The 15,462-nt window shown below is 71.9% G+C and carries 13 protein-coding genes; 5 read left to right on the top strand and 8 right to left on the bottom strand.

What is annotated here, in order from left to right; translation table 11 throughout:
• Nucleotides 1–92: 92 nt before the first annotated feature.
• The gene (purN, locus tag O7612_RS25875; RefSeq protein ID WP_282268133.1) at nt 93–713 is read left to right on the top strand and encodes a phosphoribosylglycinamide formyltransferase; all 621 of its coding nucleotides are present in this window, start codon (nt 93–95) and stop codon (nt 711–713) included.
• Complete coding sequence (gene purH, locus O7612_RS25870; protein WP_282268131.1) at nt 710–2,281, top strand: bifunctional phosphoribosylaminoimidazolecarboxamide formyltransferase/IMP cyclohydrolase; 1,572 nt, start codon at nt 710–712, stop codon at nt 2,279–2,281. The genes purN and purH overlap by 4 nt, the downstream gene beginning before the upstream one ends.
• 136 nt (nt 2,282–2,417) lie before the next feature.
• On the opposite strand, the gene O7612_RS25865 is transcribed toward purH, so the two are convergent.
• The 5 genes from O7612_RS25865 to O7612_RS25845 all read right to left on the bottom strand — a co-directional run bounded on the left by O7612_RS25865 (nt 2,418) and on the right by O7612_RS25845 (nt 8,336).
• Nucleotides 2,418–3,464, bottom strand: coding sequence for a dipeptide ABC transporter ATP-binding protein (locus O7612_RS25865; protein ID WP_282268129.1), 1,047 nt, complete (start codon nt 3,462–3,464; stop codon nt 2,418–2,420).
• Nucleotides 3,448–4,485, bottom strand: a complete 1,038-nt coding sequence (locus O7612_RS25860; protein WP_282268127.1) for an ABC transporter ATP-binding protein — start codon at nt 4,483–4,485, stop codon at nt 3,448–3,450. Before O7612_RS25860 ends, O7612_RS25865 begins: the two co-directional genes overlap by 17 nt.
• 145 nt (nt 4,486–4,630) lie before the next feature.
• Nucleotides 4,631–5,587, bottom strand: coding sequence for an ABC transporter permease (locus O7612_RS25855; RefSeq protein WP_282268125.1), 957 nt, complete (start codon nt 5,585–5,587; stop codon nt 4,631–4,633).
• Between the two features lie 18 nt (nt 5,588–5,605).
• Nucleotides 5,606–6,544 (bottom strand): ABC transporter permease, encoded by a 939-nt coding sequence (locus O7612_RS25850; protein ID WP_282268123.1) that lies wholly within the window; start codon nt 6,542–6,544, stop codon nt 5,606–5,608.
• 187 nt (nt 6,545–6,731) lie between these two features.
• On the bottom strand, nt 6,732–8,336 hold the full coding sequence (locus tag O7612_RS25845; protein WP_282268120.1) for an ABC transporter substrate-binding protein: 1,605 nt from the start codon (nt 8,334–8,336) through the stop codon (nt 6,732–6,734).
• Between the two features lie 415 nt (nt 8,337–8,751).
• Between O7612_RS25845 and O7612_RS25840 the strand changes: the two genes are divergently transcribed.
• Both O7612_RS25840 and O7612_RS25835 read left to right on the top strand, forming a co-directional pair.
• On the top strand, nt 8,752–9,612 hold the full coding sequence (locus O7612_RS25840; RefSeq protein WP_282268119.1) for a bifunctional methylenetetrahydrofolate dehydrogenase/methenyltetrahydrofolate cyclohydrolase: 861 nt from the start codon (nt 8,752–8,754) through the stop codon (nt 9,610–9,612).
• A gap of 187 nt (nt 9,613–9,799) precedes the next feature.
• Nucleotides 9,800–10,750 (top strand): malate dehydrogenase, encoded by a 951-nt coding sequence (locus O7612_RS25835; protein WP_282268117.1) that lies wholly within the window; start codon nt 9,800–9,802, stop codon nt 10,748–10,750.
• 103 nt (nt 10,751–10,853) lie between these two features.
• Here O7612_RS25835 and O7612_RS25830 read toward each other — a convergent pair whose 3' ends face one another.
• Entirely contained in the window at nt 10,854–11,687 is an 834-nt protein-coding gene (locus O7612_RS25830) for an MBL fold metallo-hydrolase (protein ID WP_282268115.1), read from the bottom strand.
• Nucleotides 11,688–11,834: 147 nt separating this feature from the next.
• Here O7612_RS25830 and O7612_RS25825 point away from each other — a divergent pair, with 147 nt between their 5' ends.
• Complete coding sequence (locus O7612_RS25825; RefSeq protein ID WP_282268113.1) at nt 11,835–13,052, top strand: NADP-dependent isocitrate dehydrogenase; 1,218 nt, start codon at nt 11,835–11,837, stop codon at nt 13,050–13,052.
• A 456-nt stretch (nt 13,053–13,508) separates the two neighbouring features.
• Here the strand turns inward: O7612_RS25825 and galT are convergent, their stop codons facing one another.
• Both galT and O7612_RS25815 read right to left on the bottom strand, forming a co-directional pair.
• Nucleotides 13,509–14,585, bottom strand: coding sequence for a galactose-1-phosphate uridylyltransferase (gene galT, locus O7612_RS25820; protein ID WP_282268112.1), 1,077 nt, complete (start codon nt 14,583–14,585; stop codon nt 13,509–13,511).
• Nucleotides 14,582–15,382: a DeoR/GlpR family DNA-binding transcription regulator gene (locus O7612_RS25815; protein WP_282268110.1), complete on the bottom strand. Its 801-nt coding sequence runs from the start codon at nt 15,380–15,382 to the stop codon at nt 14,582–14,584. Before O7612_RS25815 ends, galT begins: the two co-directional genes overlap by 4 nt.
• Between the last annotated feature and the right edge of the window lie 80 nt (nt 15,383–15,462).

Here is a 15,462-nt window from a genome sequence, read left to right as displayed (position 1 = left end):
GGCAGCGTATCGTGTCGGGACGACATGCGTGATCACCCGAAACGTCGCTGCCCGGCAGATGGGCGTTCCGACCTGACCGCTAGGGTGGCCCGGTGACCGAGCCCGCGTCCGTCGCCCGCCTCGTCGTCCTCGTCTCCGGCTCCGGCAGCAACCTCCAGGCGCTGCTGGACGCCGCCGCCGACCCCGGCTACGGGGCCCGGGTGGTGGCCGTCGGTGCCGACCGGGACGGCATCGCCGGCCTGGACCGGGCGGCCGCCGCCGGGGTGCCGACCTTCGTGGAGCGGGTGAAGGACCACCCGACCCGCGCCGACTGGGACGAGGCCCTCACCGCGCACGTCGCCGGGCACCGGCCCGACCTGGTGATCTCGGCGGGTTTCCTCAAGCTGGTCGGGCCGGAGTTCCTGGCGGCCTTCGGTGACCGCTACCTGAACACGCACAACACCCTGTTGCCGGCGTTCCCCGGCATCCACGGGCCCCGGGACGCGCTGGCCTACGGCGTCAAGATCACCGGGGCCACCCTCTTCTTCGTCGACGCCGGGATGGACACCGGCCCGATCGTCGCGCAGGTCGCCGTGCCGGTCCTCGACGACGACGACGAGGAGACGCTCACCGAGCGCATCAAGGAAGCCGAACGCCGCCAGCTCGTCGAGCAGGTCGGTCGGCTGGTTCGTGCAGGTTGGACGATCACCGGAAGAAAGGTCACCGTTCCGTGAGTGCCCCGCAGGACTCCCGTCGCCCGATCAGGCGGGCGCTGGTCAGCGTCTACGACAAGAGTGGTCTGGTCGAGCTGGCCCGTGCGTTGCACGAGGCCGGGGTGGAGATCGTCTCGACCGGCTCCACCGCGTCGACGATCTCCGGCGCGGGCGTGCCGGTGACCCCGGTCGAGCAGGTGACCGGCTTCCCCGAGATCCTCGACGGCCGGGTCAAGACCCTGCATCCCAAGATCCACGGCGGGCTCCTGGCCGACCTGCGCAAGGAGTCGCACGCCGCCCAGCTCGACGGGCACGGCATCGCCGGCATCGACGTCCTGGTCTCCAACCTCTACCCGTTCCAGGCCACCGTCGCCTCCGGCGCGTCCCCGGACGAGTGCGTCGAGCAGATCGACATCGGCGGGCCGGCGATGGTCCGGGCCGCCGCCAAGAACCACGCCTCGGTCGCCGTGGTGACCGACCCGGCCGCGTACCCGGCGCTGGTCGCCGCGCTGGCCGAGGGCGGTTTCACGCTGGCCCAGCGCCGGGCGCTGGCGGCCCGCGCGTTCGCCGACATCGCCGAGTACGACGTGGCGGTCGCCGACTGGTTCGCCGGCACCGCCGCCCCGGCCGAGGACGGCTGGCCGCACTTCGCCGGGCTGGCCCTGCGCCGGCAGGCGACGCTGCGCTACGGCGAGAACCCGCACCAGGGCGCCGCCGTCTACGCCGACCCGGGCAGCCCCGCCGGGCTGGCCCAGGCCGAGCAGCTGCACGGCAAGGAGATGTCCTACAACAACTACGTCGACGCGGACGCCGCCTGGCGGGCCGCGAACGACTTCCCCGACCAACCGGCGGTGGCGATCATCAAGCACGCCAACCCGTGCGGCATCGCCGTCGGCGCGGACGTGGCCGAGGCGCACCGCAAGGCGCACGCCTGCGACCCGGTCTCCGCGTTCGGCGGGGTGATCGCCGTCAACCGGCCGGTCTCGGTGGAGCTGGCCGGGCAGGTCGCGGAGATCTTCACCGAGGTGCTGGTGGCACCGGAGTTCGAGCCCGGCGCGGTGGAGATCCTCCAGGGCAAGAAGAACATCCGGCTGCTGCGCGCCCCGGCCTTCGCCCCGCTGCCGGCCGAGTGGCGGCAGGTCACCGGCGGTGTCCTCGTCCAGCAGCGGGACCGGATCGACGCCGAGGGCGACGACCCGGCGAACTGGAAGCTGGCCACCGGCGAGGCGGCCGACGAGGCCACCCTGCGGGACCTCGCGCTGGCCTGGCGGGCGGTCCGCGCGGTGAAGAGCAACGCGATCCTGCTGGCGAAGGACGGTGCCTCGGTCGGGGTCGGGATGGGCCAGGTCAACCGGGTCGACTCGGCCCGGCTGGCGGTCAGCCGGGCCGGTGCGGAGCGCGCCCGTGGCTCCGTCGCCGCCTCGGACGCCTTCTTCCCGTTCGCCGACGGCGCACAGATCCTGATCGACGCCGGGGTGACGGCGATCGTCCAGCCCGGCGGCTCGATCCGCGACGAGGAAGTCATCGCCGCCTGCCAGCGGGCCGGCGTCACCATGTACCTGACCGCCACCCGGCACTTCTTCCACTGACGTCCCGGCCCCAGCCTCCGCTGCGGTCGGTCCCGTGATCGTCTACGGCTGAGCGGCACTTCCCCCGGCGTGTCGAGTCGGTCAGACGTAGGCGATCACGGTGAGCCGGACAGGACCCGGCCGGCCGCGAGCCGTGCTAGCGGGTCGGGGCGGCGGGTGGTGGGGGGCGCAGGGCGGCGAAGTGGCAGGCGCTGGGGTGGGGGTCGGCGGGACGGGGGACGGTCGGCGGATCCTCGCGGGCGCAGATCTCCTCGGCCTTCCAGCAGCGGGTACGGAAGTGGCAGCCCGACGGCGGGTCGGCCGGGCTGGGCACGTCCCCGGTCAGCCGGATGATGTCGGTGGCGTCGCGCGCGTCCGGGTCCGGCACCGGCACCGCCGACAGCAGCGCCTGGGTGTACGGGTGGGTGGCCCGTTCGTAGACCTCCTCCTCGGTGCCGGTCTCGACGATCCGACCCAGGTACATCACCGCCACCCGGTCGCAGATGTGCCGGACCACCGACAGGTCGTGCGCGATGAAGATGTAGGAGAGCCCGAACTCGTCCTGGAGCTGCTCCAGCAGGTTGATCACCTGGGCCTGGATCGAGACGTCCAGGGCGGAGACCGGCTCGTCGCAGACGATCACCTCGGGGCGCAGGGCGAGCGCGCGGGCGATGCCGATGCGCTGCCGCTGGCCGCCGGAGAACTGGTGCGGATACCGGTTGACGTGTTCGGGGTTGAGACCGACCACGTCCAGCAGCTCCTGGACCCGGCCGCGCTTGCTGCCCTTCGGGGCGGCGTCCGGGTGGATGTCGAACGGTTCCCCGATGATGTCGCCCACCGTCATCCGTGGGTTCAACGACGTGTACGGGTCCTGCATCACCATCTGCATGTTGCGCCGCAGCCGGCGCAGCTCGCCCCCGGAGGCGGAGAGCAGGTCCCGGCCCTGGAGGGTGGCCCGGCCGGAGGTCGGTGTCTCCAGCCGCATCAGCACCCGGGCGAGGGTCGACTTGCCGCACCCGGACTCGCCGACGATGCCGAGCGTCTCGCCCCGGCGCAGCGTGAGGCTGACCCCGTCGACGGCCCGGACCGCGCCGACCTGCCGGGGGAAGAGCACGCCCCGGGTGATCGGGAAGTGCTTGACCAGGTCGTCGACGGCGAGAATGGTCTCCCCCCGGACCTCGGTGGGGCTAGCGGGCCCGGTCATCGTGCACCTCCTGGGCGAAGTGGCACGCGCTGGTCCGGCCGTCGGCGAGCACCAGGTCGTCCGGCACCACGTCCACACAGACCTGCCGGGCGTACGGGCAGCGGGGGTGGAACGGGCAGCCGGTGGGGATCCGCATCAGGTTCGGTGGCAGTCCCCGGATCGTGGCCAGTTCCCGGCCGCGCACGTCCAGCCGGGGGATCGAGGCCAGCAACCCCTTGGTGTACGGGTGGGCGGGCGCGGAGTACAGCGCGCGGACGTCGGCGTGCTCGACGATCCGGCCGGCGTACATGACGGCGATCCGGTCCGCGACGCCGGCCACCACGCCCAGGTCGTGGGTGATCAGGATCATCGCCATGTCGAGGTCACGCCGCAGGTCGGCCAGCAGGTCCATGATCTGGGCCTGCACGGTGACGTCGAGGGCGGTGGTCGGCTCGTCGGCGATCAGCACCTTCGGCTCCAGCGCCAGCGCCATGGCGATCATGACGCGTTGCCGCATGCCGCCGGAGAACTGGTGCGGGTGGTCGCCGAGCCGCCCGGCCGCCCCGGGGATGCGCACCAGGTCCATCAGCTCGACGGTCCGCCGTCGGGCGTCGGCGCGGGACATCCGGTCCCGCTGCCGCAGCGTCTCGCCGATCTGCCAGCCGACCGGGAAGACCGGGTTCAACGCCGACAGCGCGTCCTGGAAGATGATCGCGATCTCCTTGCCGCGTACCTGCCGGCGCTGTTCCTCGGGCAGGGTGAGCAGGTCGCGGTCCCGGTAGCGGATCTGACCGGAGCGGATCACCGCCGGTGGGGTGTCCAGGATGCCCATGATCGCCTGGGCGGTGACCGACTTGCCGGAGCCGGACTCGCCGAGCACGGCCAGCGTCTCGCCCGGATCCAGGTGGTAGGAGACCCCGTTGATCACCCTGGCCACCCCCTCGCCGGTGCGGAACTCGACGTGCAGGTCCCGCACCTCCAGCAGGTGACCGCCGGGTGGGGTGGGGGAGGCCGGCGTGGGCCGGACCGCGGAGCCGGTCACCGGATCTGCCTCTCGCTGGCGACTGCGGGGCGGACTGCGCCCGCTCCTTGCGCGCGCGGCGTCGATCTCCTGCGCGCACCGGCCGGTCCCGCTCCACGCGCTCGGCGGGCGGGCGTTCGGCGCGTGGCGGTGGCGGGCACGGCGGTCACCGGAGCTTCGGGTCGAAGGCGTCGCGGATGGCGTCGCCCAGCATGATGAAGGCCAGCACGGTCAGCGCGAGGAAGGCGGACGGGACGACCAGCGGGACCGCCGACTCGCGCATGTGCACCCGGCCGGCGTCGATCTCGATGCCCCAGGAGATGGTGGGGGCCTTCAGGCCGATGCCGAGGAAGCTCAGGGTCGCCTCGGCGGCGATGAACGAACCGAGCGCGATGGTCAGCACCACGATCGCCGGGGCGAGCGCGTTCGGCAGGATGTGCCGCCACATGATCCGCCCGTGGCCCGCGCCGAGCATCCGGGCGGCGGCCACGTAGTCCTGTTCCTTGGCGGTGATCACCGAGGAGCGGACCACCCGGGCGGCGGTGGTCCAGCCGAGCACCGCCAACACGAAGATCACCGCGAACAGCCGGACCGTGTCGCTGCCGGTGCTGACCCGCTTGAGCAGCACGATCGCGGCGAGCAGCAGCGGGATGCCGAGCACGATGTCGATCACCCGGGAGAGCACCGCGTCGACCCAGCGGCCGAAGTACCCGGCCAGCATCCCGACCACCAGCGCGATGATCCCGGTGAGCAGCGCGGAGAGCGCGCCGACCAGCAGCGAGGCGCGGGCCCCGTAGACGGCGCGGGCGTACGTGTCGCAGCCCTGGAAGTCGTACCCGAAGACCGCCCCGCCGGACGCGGCGGCGTGCTGGCGGGAGAGCACGCAGTCACGCGGGTCGTTGGCGGTGAACAGCGAGGGCACGGCGGCCATCGCGGCGACCAGCACGACCAGCGCCAGGCTGATCCAGAAGACCGGCTTGCGGCGCAGGTCGCGCCAGGCGTCCCCGGCCAGGCTGCGGGGTTTCCGCGGTACGCCCACCCGGTCGGGGGTGCCGGGCTCCCCGGAGACCCCCCGCCGGGCGGACTGGTCCTCCGTCGCCGCCACCGTCTCGAAGTCGCTCATGCCGGCACCCCGTCGCGTTCACTCATAGCGGATCCTCGGGTCGAGGACGGCGTACAGGACGTCCACCGCCAGGTTGGCGACCAGGTAGACCACCACCAGGACGCTGACGATGCCCACCACCAGCGGCCCGTCCTCGGTACGGATGCCCCGGAACAGGTTGAAGCCGACCCCCGGGATGTTGAACACGCCCTCGGTGATGATCGCGCCGCTCATCAGGTTGCCCAGCTCGACACCGAGGAAGGTGATCACGGGGATGAGCGAGTTGCGCAGCACGTGCACCCCGATGATCCGCCGCCGGACCAGGCCCTTCGACCGGGCGGTGCGTACGTAGTCGGCGCGCAGGTTCTCGGCGACCGAGGTACGGGTCAGCCGCAGCGCGGTGGCCAGCGACAGCGAGCCGAGCACGATGCCGGGCAGCAGCAGGGCGTACAGGTCGGGGTCGGCGCCGGCGGTGGGTGGGAAGAGCGCCCACCGGACGCCGAGCAGGTACTGCGCGAGCGGGGCCAGCACGATGGTGGGGATGCCCAGCACCAGCAGGGTCAGCACCAGGGTGGCGTTGTCGAAGAGGCCGGCCCGACGGATGCCGGCGAGCACCCCGGCGGTCACCCCGAACAGGATGGTCACCGCCATCGCGATCACGGCGAGCTTGACGGTGACCGGCCAGGCGGCGGCGAGGACGTCCCCGATCGACCGTCCGGTCAGCGACTGGCCGAGGTCGCCCTTGAGCAGGTTCCCCAGGTAGTCGAGGTAGCGGTAGAAGAAGCCGCCGATGCCGGTCCGGTCGAGGTGGAACTTCTCCGTCAGGTACGCCCGCTGGGCCGGGGTGACCGGCCGTTCGCCGGCCAGCGCCTGGATCGGGTCGCCCTGGCCGGCGAACATCAGGGCGTACACGATCAGCGTGGTCCCGAAGAAGGCCAGGACCATCTGGAGCAGACGCCGCAGAACGAAGCGGAACATACTGTGCAGTCTTGCCGAAAAACGGCAGATACGGGGGCGGGTCGGGCCACCGTCCACCGATGACCCGACCCGTCACTCCCGCCGACGGCCCCGGTGCCGCCGACGCGCCCGGACGGCCGACGGCTCCGGTGCCGCCGACGCGCCCGGACGTGCCGGCGGCCCGCCCGCCGCCGACGTCCTCACGGACTTAGCTGACCGCCTCGATCTTCAGCAGGTCGACCCGGTCGAAGAGGTCCATCTGGACGTTCTTCACCTTGGTCGAGTGGCCGAAGTTGTTCTGGCCGTAGCGCAGCGGGATCACCGGCATATCCTCGGCCAGCAGGTCCTCGGCCGCCTGGTACTTGGCGATCGCGGCCTCCTCGTTCGGCGCCTTGGCGCCCTCGGCCAGCAGCTTGTCGAACTCGGGGTTGCGGTAGCCGTAGTAGTTCGACGAGCCGTTGGTGCTGTACAGCGGGCCGAGGTAGTTCTCCATCGACGGGTAGTCCATCACCCAGCCCATCCGGAACAGGCCCACCGGCTGCTTCGCCTTGACCTTGGTCAGCAGGTCGGCGAACTTGGGCTCGGCCGTGCCGACGCACTCCACGCCCAGGTTGGCCTTGAGCTGGTTGCAGGTCGCGTCGATCCAGTCCTTGTGCCCGCCGTCGCCGTTGTACGACAACTCGATCCTCTTCGGGCCGCCGGCCGCCTCGTACGCCGCCTTCGCCCTGGCCGGGTCGAACTCGCCGGCCGCGCCGATGGTGTTCTCCCGGTAGCCCGCGACCACCGGCGAGACGAACGAGCGGGCCGGCTGCTGCGAGTCCTTGAAGATCGACTTGGTGATCTCGTCCCGGTCGATCGCCATCGAGATCGCCTTGCGCACCTCGGGCTTGCTGAACTCCTTCTGGAAGGTCGGGAAGGCCAGCACCTGCAACGACGAGGCGGGGCTCTGCCGGAACCGGTCACCCAGGTCGGTGCCGGCGGTGGACAGGTTCTCGGTCGGGATCGTCTTGATCACATCGAGGTTGTCCGACAGCACGTCCGCGTACGCGGCGGTGAGCTGCTGGTAGATCCGGAACTCGACCCCGCCCACCTTCGGCTGCTCGCCGGGGAAGGCGTCGTAGCGCTCCACCTCGACCTTGGCGTCGTGCTGCCAGGAGCCCTTCATCCGGAACGGGCCCTGCCCGATCGGGGCCTGCTCGTAGCCCTCCCGTAGCACGCCCGGCCCGGAGAAGGCGGCCTTGGGCAGCGGGTAGAAGGCGGTGTAGCCGAGCATCGTCTTGAACTCGCTGTACGGCTCGGTCAGCGTGACGGTGAAGGTCAGGTCGTCGACCTTCTTCAGCCCGGACAACCGCTCGGCCTGCGGCTTCTCACCCTGGAGGTCGGCGTACCCGGCGATCTTCTCGAAGAAGTAGCTGGAGTTCTGCCCGTTCGGGGCGTACGCGCCGTAGTTCCAGGCGTCCAGGTAGTTGTCGGCGGTGACCTTCTCGCCGTTGTGGAAGGTGTAGCCGTCCTTGAGCTTGACCGTCCAGACCCTGTTGTCCGACGACGTGACCGACTCGGCCGCCACCTCGTGGGGCTTGTTGGCCTCGTCGTAGTCGACCAGCGGGCTGAACAGGGCGGCGAGCACCTGTGAACCGCTGGTCTCGTTGGTGTTGGTCGGCACCAGGTGCTGCGGCTCGGCGATCTCGATCCGCACGGCCGCGTCGGGGTCGGACTGGCCGGAACCACTGCCGCCGCCCGAGCCGCAGGCCGCCAGGCCCAGGGTCACCGCGAGCGGGAGGGCGGTCCAGGCAGCGAGCCTGCGTACACGCATGGGGGTCTCCTCATCTCATCACGTAGCGCAGCCGGACCCGACGCTGGGTCACTCTGAGCAACGTTCGGCAACGGTAGGTCGGAGTCGTTGCATCGACAACGTGGGCGTTGCGAAGAGATAACGGATCCCGCCGGCACCCCTTGTCGCCGGCAGCCTCCGCTGGTAGTGAGATCGGCAAAGGGTGCTGCTCGGGATCGGTCATCCGGGAGGGGTTCCGTGGTGTGGTGGGGCGGGTCGATGCCGTCGGTCGGCCGGCGCACCGGTCGTCCGGTTCGTGCCCGATGCGGTGCGCCGCTCCGGTCTGCCAGGTGACCCGCTCCTCAATTCGTCACCCAGGGTGACCAAAGGCACGTCACGTACCGTCACGGTTCCCCGTCGCCGGTCCGCCGTCCGCCCGCCATGAGACGATCAGGTCGTGACGGCGATCATCCTGGACGGCAAGGCGACCGCAGCCGAGATCAAGGACGAGCTGCGGGTACGGGTCAAGGCGCTGGCGGAGCGAGGTGTCACCCCCGGGCTGGGCACCGTGCTGGTCGGGGCGGACCCCGGCTCGGAGGCGTACGTCAACGGCAAGCACCGCGACTGCGCCGAGGTGGGCATCGCCTCGATCCGCCGGGAGCTGCCCGCCGACGCCACCCAGCAGCAGCTCGACGACGTGCTCGCCGAGCTGAACGCCGACCCCGGCTGCCACGGCTACATCGTCCAGCTGCCGCTGCCGGCGCACCTGGACACCCAGCGTGCCCTGGAGCTGATCGACCCGGACAAGGACGCCGACGGTCTGCACCCGGTGAACCTGGGCCGGCTGGTGCTCGGTTACGACGGACCGCTGCCCTGCACCCCGCGCGGCATCGTCGAGCTGCTCCGCCGGTACGACGTGCCGCTGCGCGGCGCCAACGTCGCCCTGGTCGGCCGGGGCAACACCGTCGGCCGACCGCTCGGCCTGCTGCTCAACCGGCGCAGCGAGAACGCCACCGTCACCCTCTGCCACACCGGCACCCTCGACCTCGCCGCGCACACCCGCGCCGCCGACATCGTCGTCGTCGCCGCCGGGGTGCCCGGCCTGCTCACCGCCGACATGGTCACCCCGGGCACCACCGTGGTGGACGTCGGCATCACCCGGGTGATCGGCGACGACGGCAAGGGCCGCTACACCGGTGACGTGGACCCGGAGGTGGCCCAGGTCGCCGGCCGGCTGGCGCCGATGCCGGGCGGCGTCGGGCCGATGACCCGGGCGATGCTGCTCACCAACGTCGTCGAACGCGCCGAGCGGGGCTGAGCCGGCCGGCCGGACAGGCCGGCCCGGCGTGCCGGACGGCGGTGCGGTCCGACCGCCGGGCCGGCGGGGAACCGCGCGGTGGTGACGTTGGCCCCATCCCGGGGACGGTCGCCGCCCCTGGCCTGAACAGTGCCAGGGTGACTGTTACGGTCTGGAAAACCGACTGGTAGCAGGGAGTGGGACGACCATGGGTAAGAAGGTCACTGTCGTCGGGGCCGGCTTCTACGGCTCCACCACCGCACAGCGCCTGGCCGAGTACGACGTCTTCGACACCGTCGTCATCACCGACATCGTGGAGGGCAAGCCGGCGGGCCTCGCGCTGGACCTCAACCAGTCCCGCGCCATCGAGGGCTTCGAGACCAAGGTCGTCGGCGTCACCACCGGCCCCAACGGCGAGGGCTACGAGGCCATCGAGGGCTCCGACGTCGTGGTGATCACCGCCGGTCTGCCCCGCAAGCCGGGCATGAGCCGGATGGACCTGCTGGGGACCAACGCCAAGATCGTGCGGCAGGTCGCCGAGAACGTCGCCAAGTACGCCCCGAACGCCGTCGTCATCGTGGTGTCCAACCCGCTCGACGAGATGACCGCGCTGGCCCAGCTCGCCACCCAGTTCCCCAGGAACCGGGTGCTCGGCCAGGCCGGCATGCTCGACACCGCCCGGTTCACCAACTTCGTCGCCGAGGCCCTCGACGTGCCGGTGAAGTCGGTGACCACGCTCACCCTCGGCTCGCACGGTGACACGATGGTGCCGGTGCCGTCCAGGAGCACGGTCGACGGCAAGCCGCTACGCGAGGCGATGCCGGCCGGGCAGATCGAGGAACTGGTCGTCAAGACCCGCAACGGTGGCGCCGAGGTCGTCGCGCTGCTCAAGACCGGCTCGGCGTACTTCGCCCCGTCGGCCGCCGCCGCCCGGATGGCCCGGGCGGTCGCCGAGGACTCCGGCGCGGTCATGCCGGTCTGCGCCTGGGTCGACGGCGAGTTCGGCATCTCCGGGGTCTACCTGGGTGTCGAGGCCGAGATCGGCGCGGAGGGCGTCAAGCGGGTCGTCGAGACCGAGCTGGACGCCGACGAGCTGGCCAGCCTCAAGGAGGCCGCCGAGGCCGTCCGCGCCAAGCAGGCCGACGTGGCCAACATGTGACCCTGGACACCCCCGAACATCTCTGAGGGGCGGGCCGGCTGATGCCGCCCCGCCCCTCACCCCATTCCACCCCCTGCCCCAACCCACCCGCCCCTGCCCCGCCCTAGGCGGTGGGTGGAGGCGGGGTCGGGGTGAAGGGGGTGAAGGGAGTGGCGAGGTGGGGGGTGGCGAGGATGGTGGGGGGAGGGGCGGCGGGGTCGTGGAGCAGGGTGGTGCGGGAGTGCCGGGCGGCGACCGGGTCCTCCTCGTGGGCGTACGCCAGGTCCGGGTCGACCAGCTGCACCACGTGCACCAGCAGGTCGCCGGTGAACAGGACCCGCTCGTCGCCGGCGTCGACCAGTACGCACTGGTGGCCAGGGGTGTGCCCGGGGCTGGGCAGCAGGCGTACCCCGGGGGCGAGGGTGGTGTCGCCGTCGACCGACCGGAGCTGGCCGGCGGCGCGTAACGGCGCGATCAGGCCGGCCGGCAGCCCGGGGTTGATGCTCTCGGCGACGGCCAGCTCGGTCCGTTGGAGCAGGTAGGTGGCGTTGCGGAAGTAGGGGCGGCCCGGGGTGCCGGTCACCGCCCAGCCGATGTGGTCGCTGTGCAGGTGGGTGAGGACAACGGTGTGTACGTCCGCCGGGTCGATGCCCGCGGCGGCCAGTTCGGCCGGCAACCGGCCGGGGACCGGTGCCCAGCTCGCGGCCGGGGAGCCGGCCGGTCCGATGCCGGCGTCGATCAGGGTCACCGGCCCGTCCCCGACGCGCAGCGCGAAGGCGCGGAACGGCAGCCACCACCCGCCGTCGGCGGTGACCGAGCCGGGTTCGCGCCGGTCCGCCTCGCGCCAGTGTGCGGCGGTGGCGTCGGGGAATGCCTCCGCCCGGGGCTGGAAGAACGGTCCCTCACCGTCGGTGAGGGCGGTGACCGTGATAGACCCGAGGATGCGGCTCAGCGGCATCCGGTGATGGTGCCAGGGTCCGCCGTGGCCCGCGCGGTGATTTCGGCCGTCCGGGGCTGCCGGGTCGAGGCCGGCTCGGTGCCGTGAACCGGTTTCCAGTACGCTCGTACTGCTAGAGCACGTGTCCCCCGAGAGGAGCGCCGGCCGATGGCGAAGATCAAGGTAAACAACCCGGTCGTGGAGCTCGACGGCGACGAGATGACCCGGATCATCTGGAAGCAGATCCGGGAGCAGTTGATCCTGCCCTACCTCGACGTCGACCTGCACTACTACGACCTGTCGATCCAGCACCGGGACGCCACCGACGACCAGGTGACCATCGACGCCGCGAACGCCATCGCCGAGCACGGCGTCGGCGTCAAGTGCGCGACCATCACCCCGGACGAGGCCCGGGTGGAGGAGTTCGGCCTCAAGAAGATGTGGCGGTCGCCGAACGGCACGATCCGCAACATCCTCGGCGGCGTCGTCTTCCGCGAGCCGATCATCATGTCCAACGTGCCGCGGCTGGTCCCCGGCTGGACCAAGCCGATCATCATCGGCCGGCACGCCCACGGCGACCAGTACAAGGCCACCGACTTCGTGGTCCCCGGTCCGGGCACGGTCACCATCACCTACACCCCGGCCGACGGCGGCGCCCCGATGGAACTGGAGGTCGCCAACTTCCCCGGCGGCGGCATCGCCATGGGCATGTACAACTACGACGAGTCGATCCGGGACTTCGCCCGCGCCTCGTTCCGGTACGGCCTGGACCGCAACTACCCGGTCTACATGTCCACCAAGAACACCATCCTCAAGGCGTACGACGGCCGGTTCAAGGACCTCTTCGCCGAGGTGTTCGAGAGCGAGTTCAAGGACGAGTTCGCCGCCGCCGGCCTCACCTACGAGCACCGGCTCATCGACGACATGGTCGCCGCCGCGCTCAAGTGGGAGGGCGGCTATGTGTGGGCCTGCAAGAACTACGACGGTGACGTGCAGTCCGACACCGTCGCGCAGGGCTTCGGCTCGCTCGGCCTGATGACCTCCGTGCTGCTGTCCCCGGACGGTCGTACCGTCGAGGCGGAGGCCGCCCACGGCACGGTCACCCGGCACTACCGGCAGTACCAGAAGGGCGAGAAGACCTCGACCAACCCGATCGCCTCGATCTACGCCTGGACCCGTGGCCTGGCCCACCGGGGCAAGCTGGACGGCACCCCGGCGGTCACCGAGTTCGCCGACACCCTGGAGCAGGTCATCGTCGACACGGTCGAGAGCGGCCAGATGACCAAGGACCTCGCGCTGCTCATCTCGCGGGACGCCCCGTGGCAGACCACCGACGAGTTCATGAACACCCTCGACGAGAACCTGGCGCGCAAGCTCAGCGCCTGACCCTCGCCCGCATCGACGGAACCCGCCGGCAGCCCGCCGGCGGGTTCCGTCGTACCACCCCGGAGCCGGGGCGGCCCTGTCCGGAAGCCGGGGTGCCGTGGCGGGACCGGTGGGACCAGGGGATCGGTGCGACCAGGGGAACCGGTGACGGCCGTTGCCCCGATCGGGTGAGCGCGGGTCGTGCTCGTCACCGGGGGTGACGACAGGTCGTTGAGCGGGGTGGACGCGTGCCAGTCGCGTCCAGGAGAGGTCGCCCCCGGCCGCCGTGGCATGACCACCGACCGGCCGACCCTTCCCGGCTGCTCGCACAGCCAGCCGTCCCTTCCCTGCGGGGGGCCCGTCCCGGGCCCCCCGCGCCGCGTTCCCCGGCCTAGCGGTGGCCCGGCCTAGCGGTGGCCCGGCCGCTGGCGACCCGTGCCCACCACCGCGCCGGGGCCGCCCCGCAGCGGGTACGGGTCAGCCGGCGCGCAGGAGTTCGGCGGCGCGCTCGGGGGCGATGTCGTTGATGAACACGCCCATGCCCGACTCGGAGCCGGCCAGGTACTTGAGCTTGTCCCTGGCCCGGCGCACGCTGAACAACTGCAGGTGCAGGTGGCCCAGTTCCCGGTCGGTCCGCACCGGGGCCTGGTGCCAGGCCGAGATGTACGGCATCGGCAGGTCGAACAGGTCGTCGAAGCGGCGCAGCACGTCCAGGTAGAGCGGGCCGAAGGCGTCCCGCTCGGCGTCGTCGAGCGCCGGGATGTCCGGCACCGGCCGGTGCGGGGCGACGTGCACCTCGAACGGCCAGCGTGCGGCCGCCGGGACGAACGCCGTCCAGAACTCGTTGGCGGCGACCACCCGGTCGCCGGTGGCCCGTTCGGCGGCGAGCACGTCGGCGTACAGGTTGCCCCCGCCGGTACGGTCGGCGTGCCGGCGTGCCGCCGCCAGCAGCGACCGGGTACGCGGCGTGACGAACGGGTACGCGTAGATCTGGCCGTGCGGGTGGTGCAGGGTGACCCCGATCTCCACGCCCCGGTTCTCGAAGCAGAAGACCTGTTCCACGCCGGGCAGGGCGCCGACCGCCGTGGTCCGGTCGGCCAGCGCCTCCAGGACCAGCCGGACCCGGGCGGGGGAGAGGCTGGCGAAGGAGGCCTGGTGGTCGTCGGTGAAGCAGACCACCTCGCAGCGGCCCTGGCCGGGACGGACCGGGGTGAACCCGGTGATCTCGGCCGGCTCGTCGGCGATCCGTTGGCTCAGCGAGGGGAACCGGTTCTCGAAGACCGCCACGTCGTAGTCGGGCGCGGGGATCTCGCTGTGCCGGTCGCCCCGGGACGGGCACAGCGGGCACTGGTCGGCCGGGGGGAGGAAGGTCCGGGTCTGCCGGTGCACCGCGACGGCCACCCACTCGTCGGTGAGCGGATCGTACCGGAGCTGGGAGGCCGGTGGGGGCGGGGGGAGTTCCCGCCGGTCCGGTTGGTCCCGGACGGTGTCGTCCCGCTCGTCGAAGTAGATCAGCTCGCGGCCGTCGGCCAGCTCGATCGCCGTACGTTTCACCGCGTCGTCTCCTGCCCGGCCGCCCGGCCCGTGCCTGTCACGATCACCAACTCGCCCACCTTCTCGTCGATCACCCGGCGCGCTTCGGGGGCCAGCCGGTCGTCGCTGACCAGCACGTCGGCGGCGCCCAGGCCGACGATGGAGGAGATACCCACGGTGCCCCACTTGGTGTGGTCGGCGAGGACGACCAGCCGGTCGGCGGCCTCCACCAGGGCGCGGTCGGTCTCCGCCTCCATCAGGTTGGGGGTGGTGAAGCCGGCCCGCTCGGTGATCCCGTGGACGCCGAGGAAGAGCAGGTCCAGGTGGAGCGAGCGGACGGCCTCGACGGCCAGCGGCCCGACGAGCGCGTCGGACGGGGTGCGTACCCCGCCGGTCAGCACCACGGTCTGGTCGGGGCGGCCGGCGGTGTGCAGGATCTCCGCCACCGGCAGCGAGTTGGTCACCACGGTCAGCCCCGGCACGTCGACCAGGCGGCGGGCCAGCTCGGCGGTGGTGGTGCCGGCGGAGAGGGCGACCGCGGCACCCGGGCGGACCAGGCCGGCGGCGTGGCCGGCGATGGCGGCCTTCTCGGCGGACTGCCGGACGGACTTGGCGTGGAAGCCCGGTTCGTCGGTCGAGCCGGTGGCGGTGGCGCCCCCGTGCACCTTGGCCAGCAGGCCCTGTTCGTGCAGGGTGTCCAGGTCGCGCCGGATGGTCATGTCGGAGACGCCGAACTCGGCGGCCAGCTCGGTGACCCGTACGCCACCGGCGGCCCGGACCCGGTCGAGGATGGTGGCCTGCCGCTGCCGCGCCAGCATCCCGCCGCACCTCCCCGCACCTGCACGCGCTCGAACGTGTTCCAACAAGATTGAACACTAGCGCGCAGCAGGCAGCGGTG

Source organism: Micromonospora sp. WMMD987 (assembly GCF_029581435.1).
Classification (GTDB): domain Bacteria; phylum Actinomycetota; class Actinomycetes; order Mycobacteriales; family Micromonosporaceae; genus Micromonospora; species Micromonospora rifamycinica.
Note: the sequence above shows the minus strand (reverse complement) of the source record. Positions and strands in the feature narration are given on the sequence as shown.

Excerpts from the sequence above, each read along its gene's own strand:
- O7612_RS25815 (WP_282268110.1), bottom strand. The coding sequence starts at position 15,382 with ATGCTGGCGCGGCAGCGGCAGGCCACCATCCTCGACCGGGTCCGGGCC.
- O7612_RS25835 (WP_282268117.1), top strand. The coding sequence starts at position 9,800 with ATGGGTAAGAAGGTCACTGTCGTCGGGGCCGGCTTCTACGGCTCCACC.
- O7612_RS25850 (WP_282268123.1), bottom strand. The coding sequence starts at position 6,544 with ATGTTCCGCTTCGTTCTGCGGCGTCTGCTCCAGATGGTCCTGGCCTTC.
- O7612_RS25865 (WP_282268129.1), bottom strand. The coding sequence starts at position 3,464 with ATGACCGGGCCCGCTAGCCCCACCGAGGTCCGGGGGGAGACCATTCTC.
- O7612_RS25825 (WP_282268113.1), top strand. The coding sequence starts at position 11,835 with ATGGCGAAGATCAAGGTAAACAACCCGGTCGTGGAGCTCGACGGCGAC.
- O7612_RS25855 (WP_282268125.1), bottom strand. The coding sequence starts at position 5,587 with ATGAGCGACTTCGAGACGGTGGCGGCGACGGAGGACCAGTCCGCCCGG.
- O7612_RS25830 (WP_282268115.1), bottom strand. The coding sequence starts at position 11,687 with ATGCCGCTGAGCCGCATCCTCGGGTCTATCACGGTCACCGCCCTCACC.
- O7612_RS25845 (WP_282268120.1), bottom strand. The coding sequence starts at position 8,336 with ATGCGTGTACGCAGGCTCGCTGCCTGGACCGCCCTCCCGCTCGCGGTG.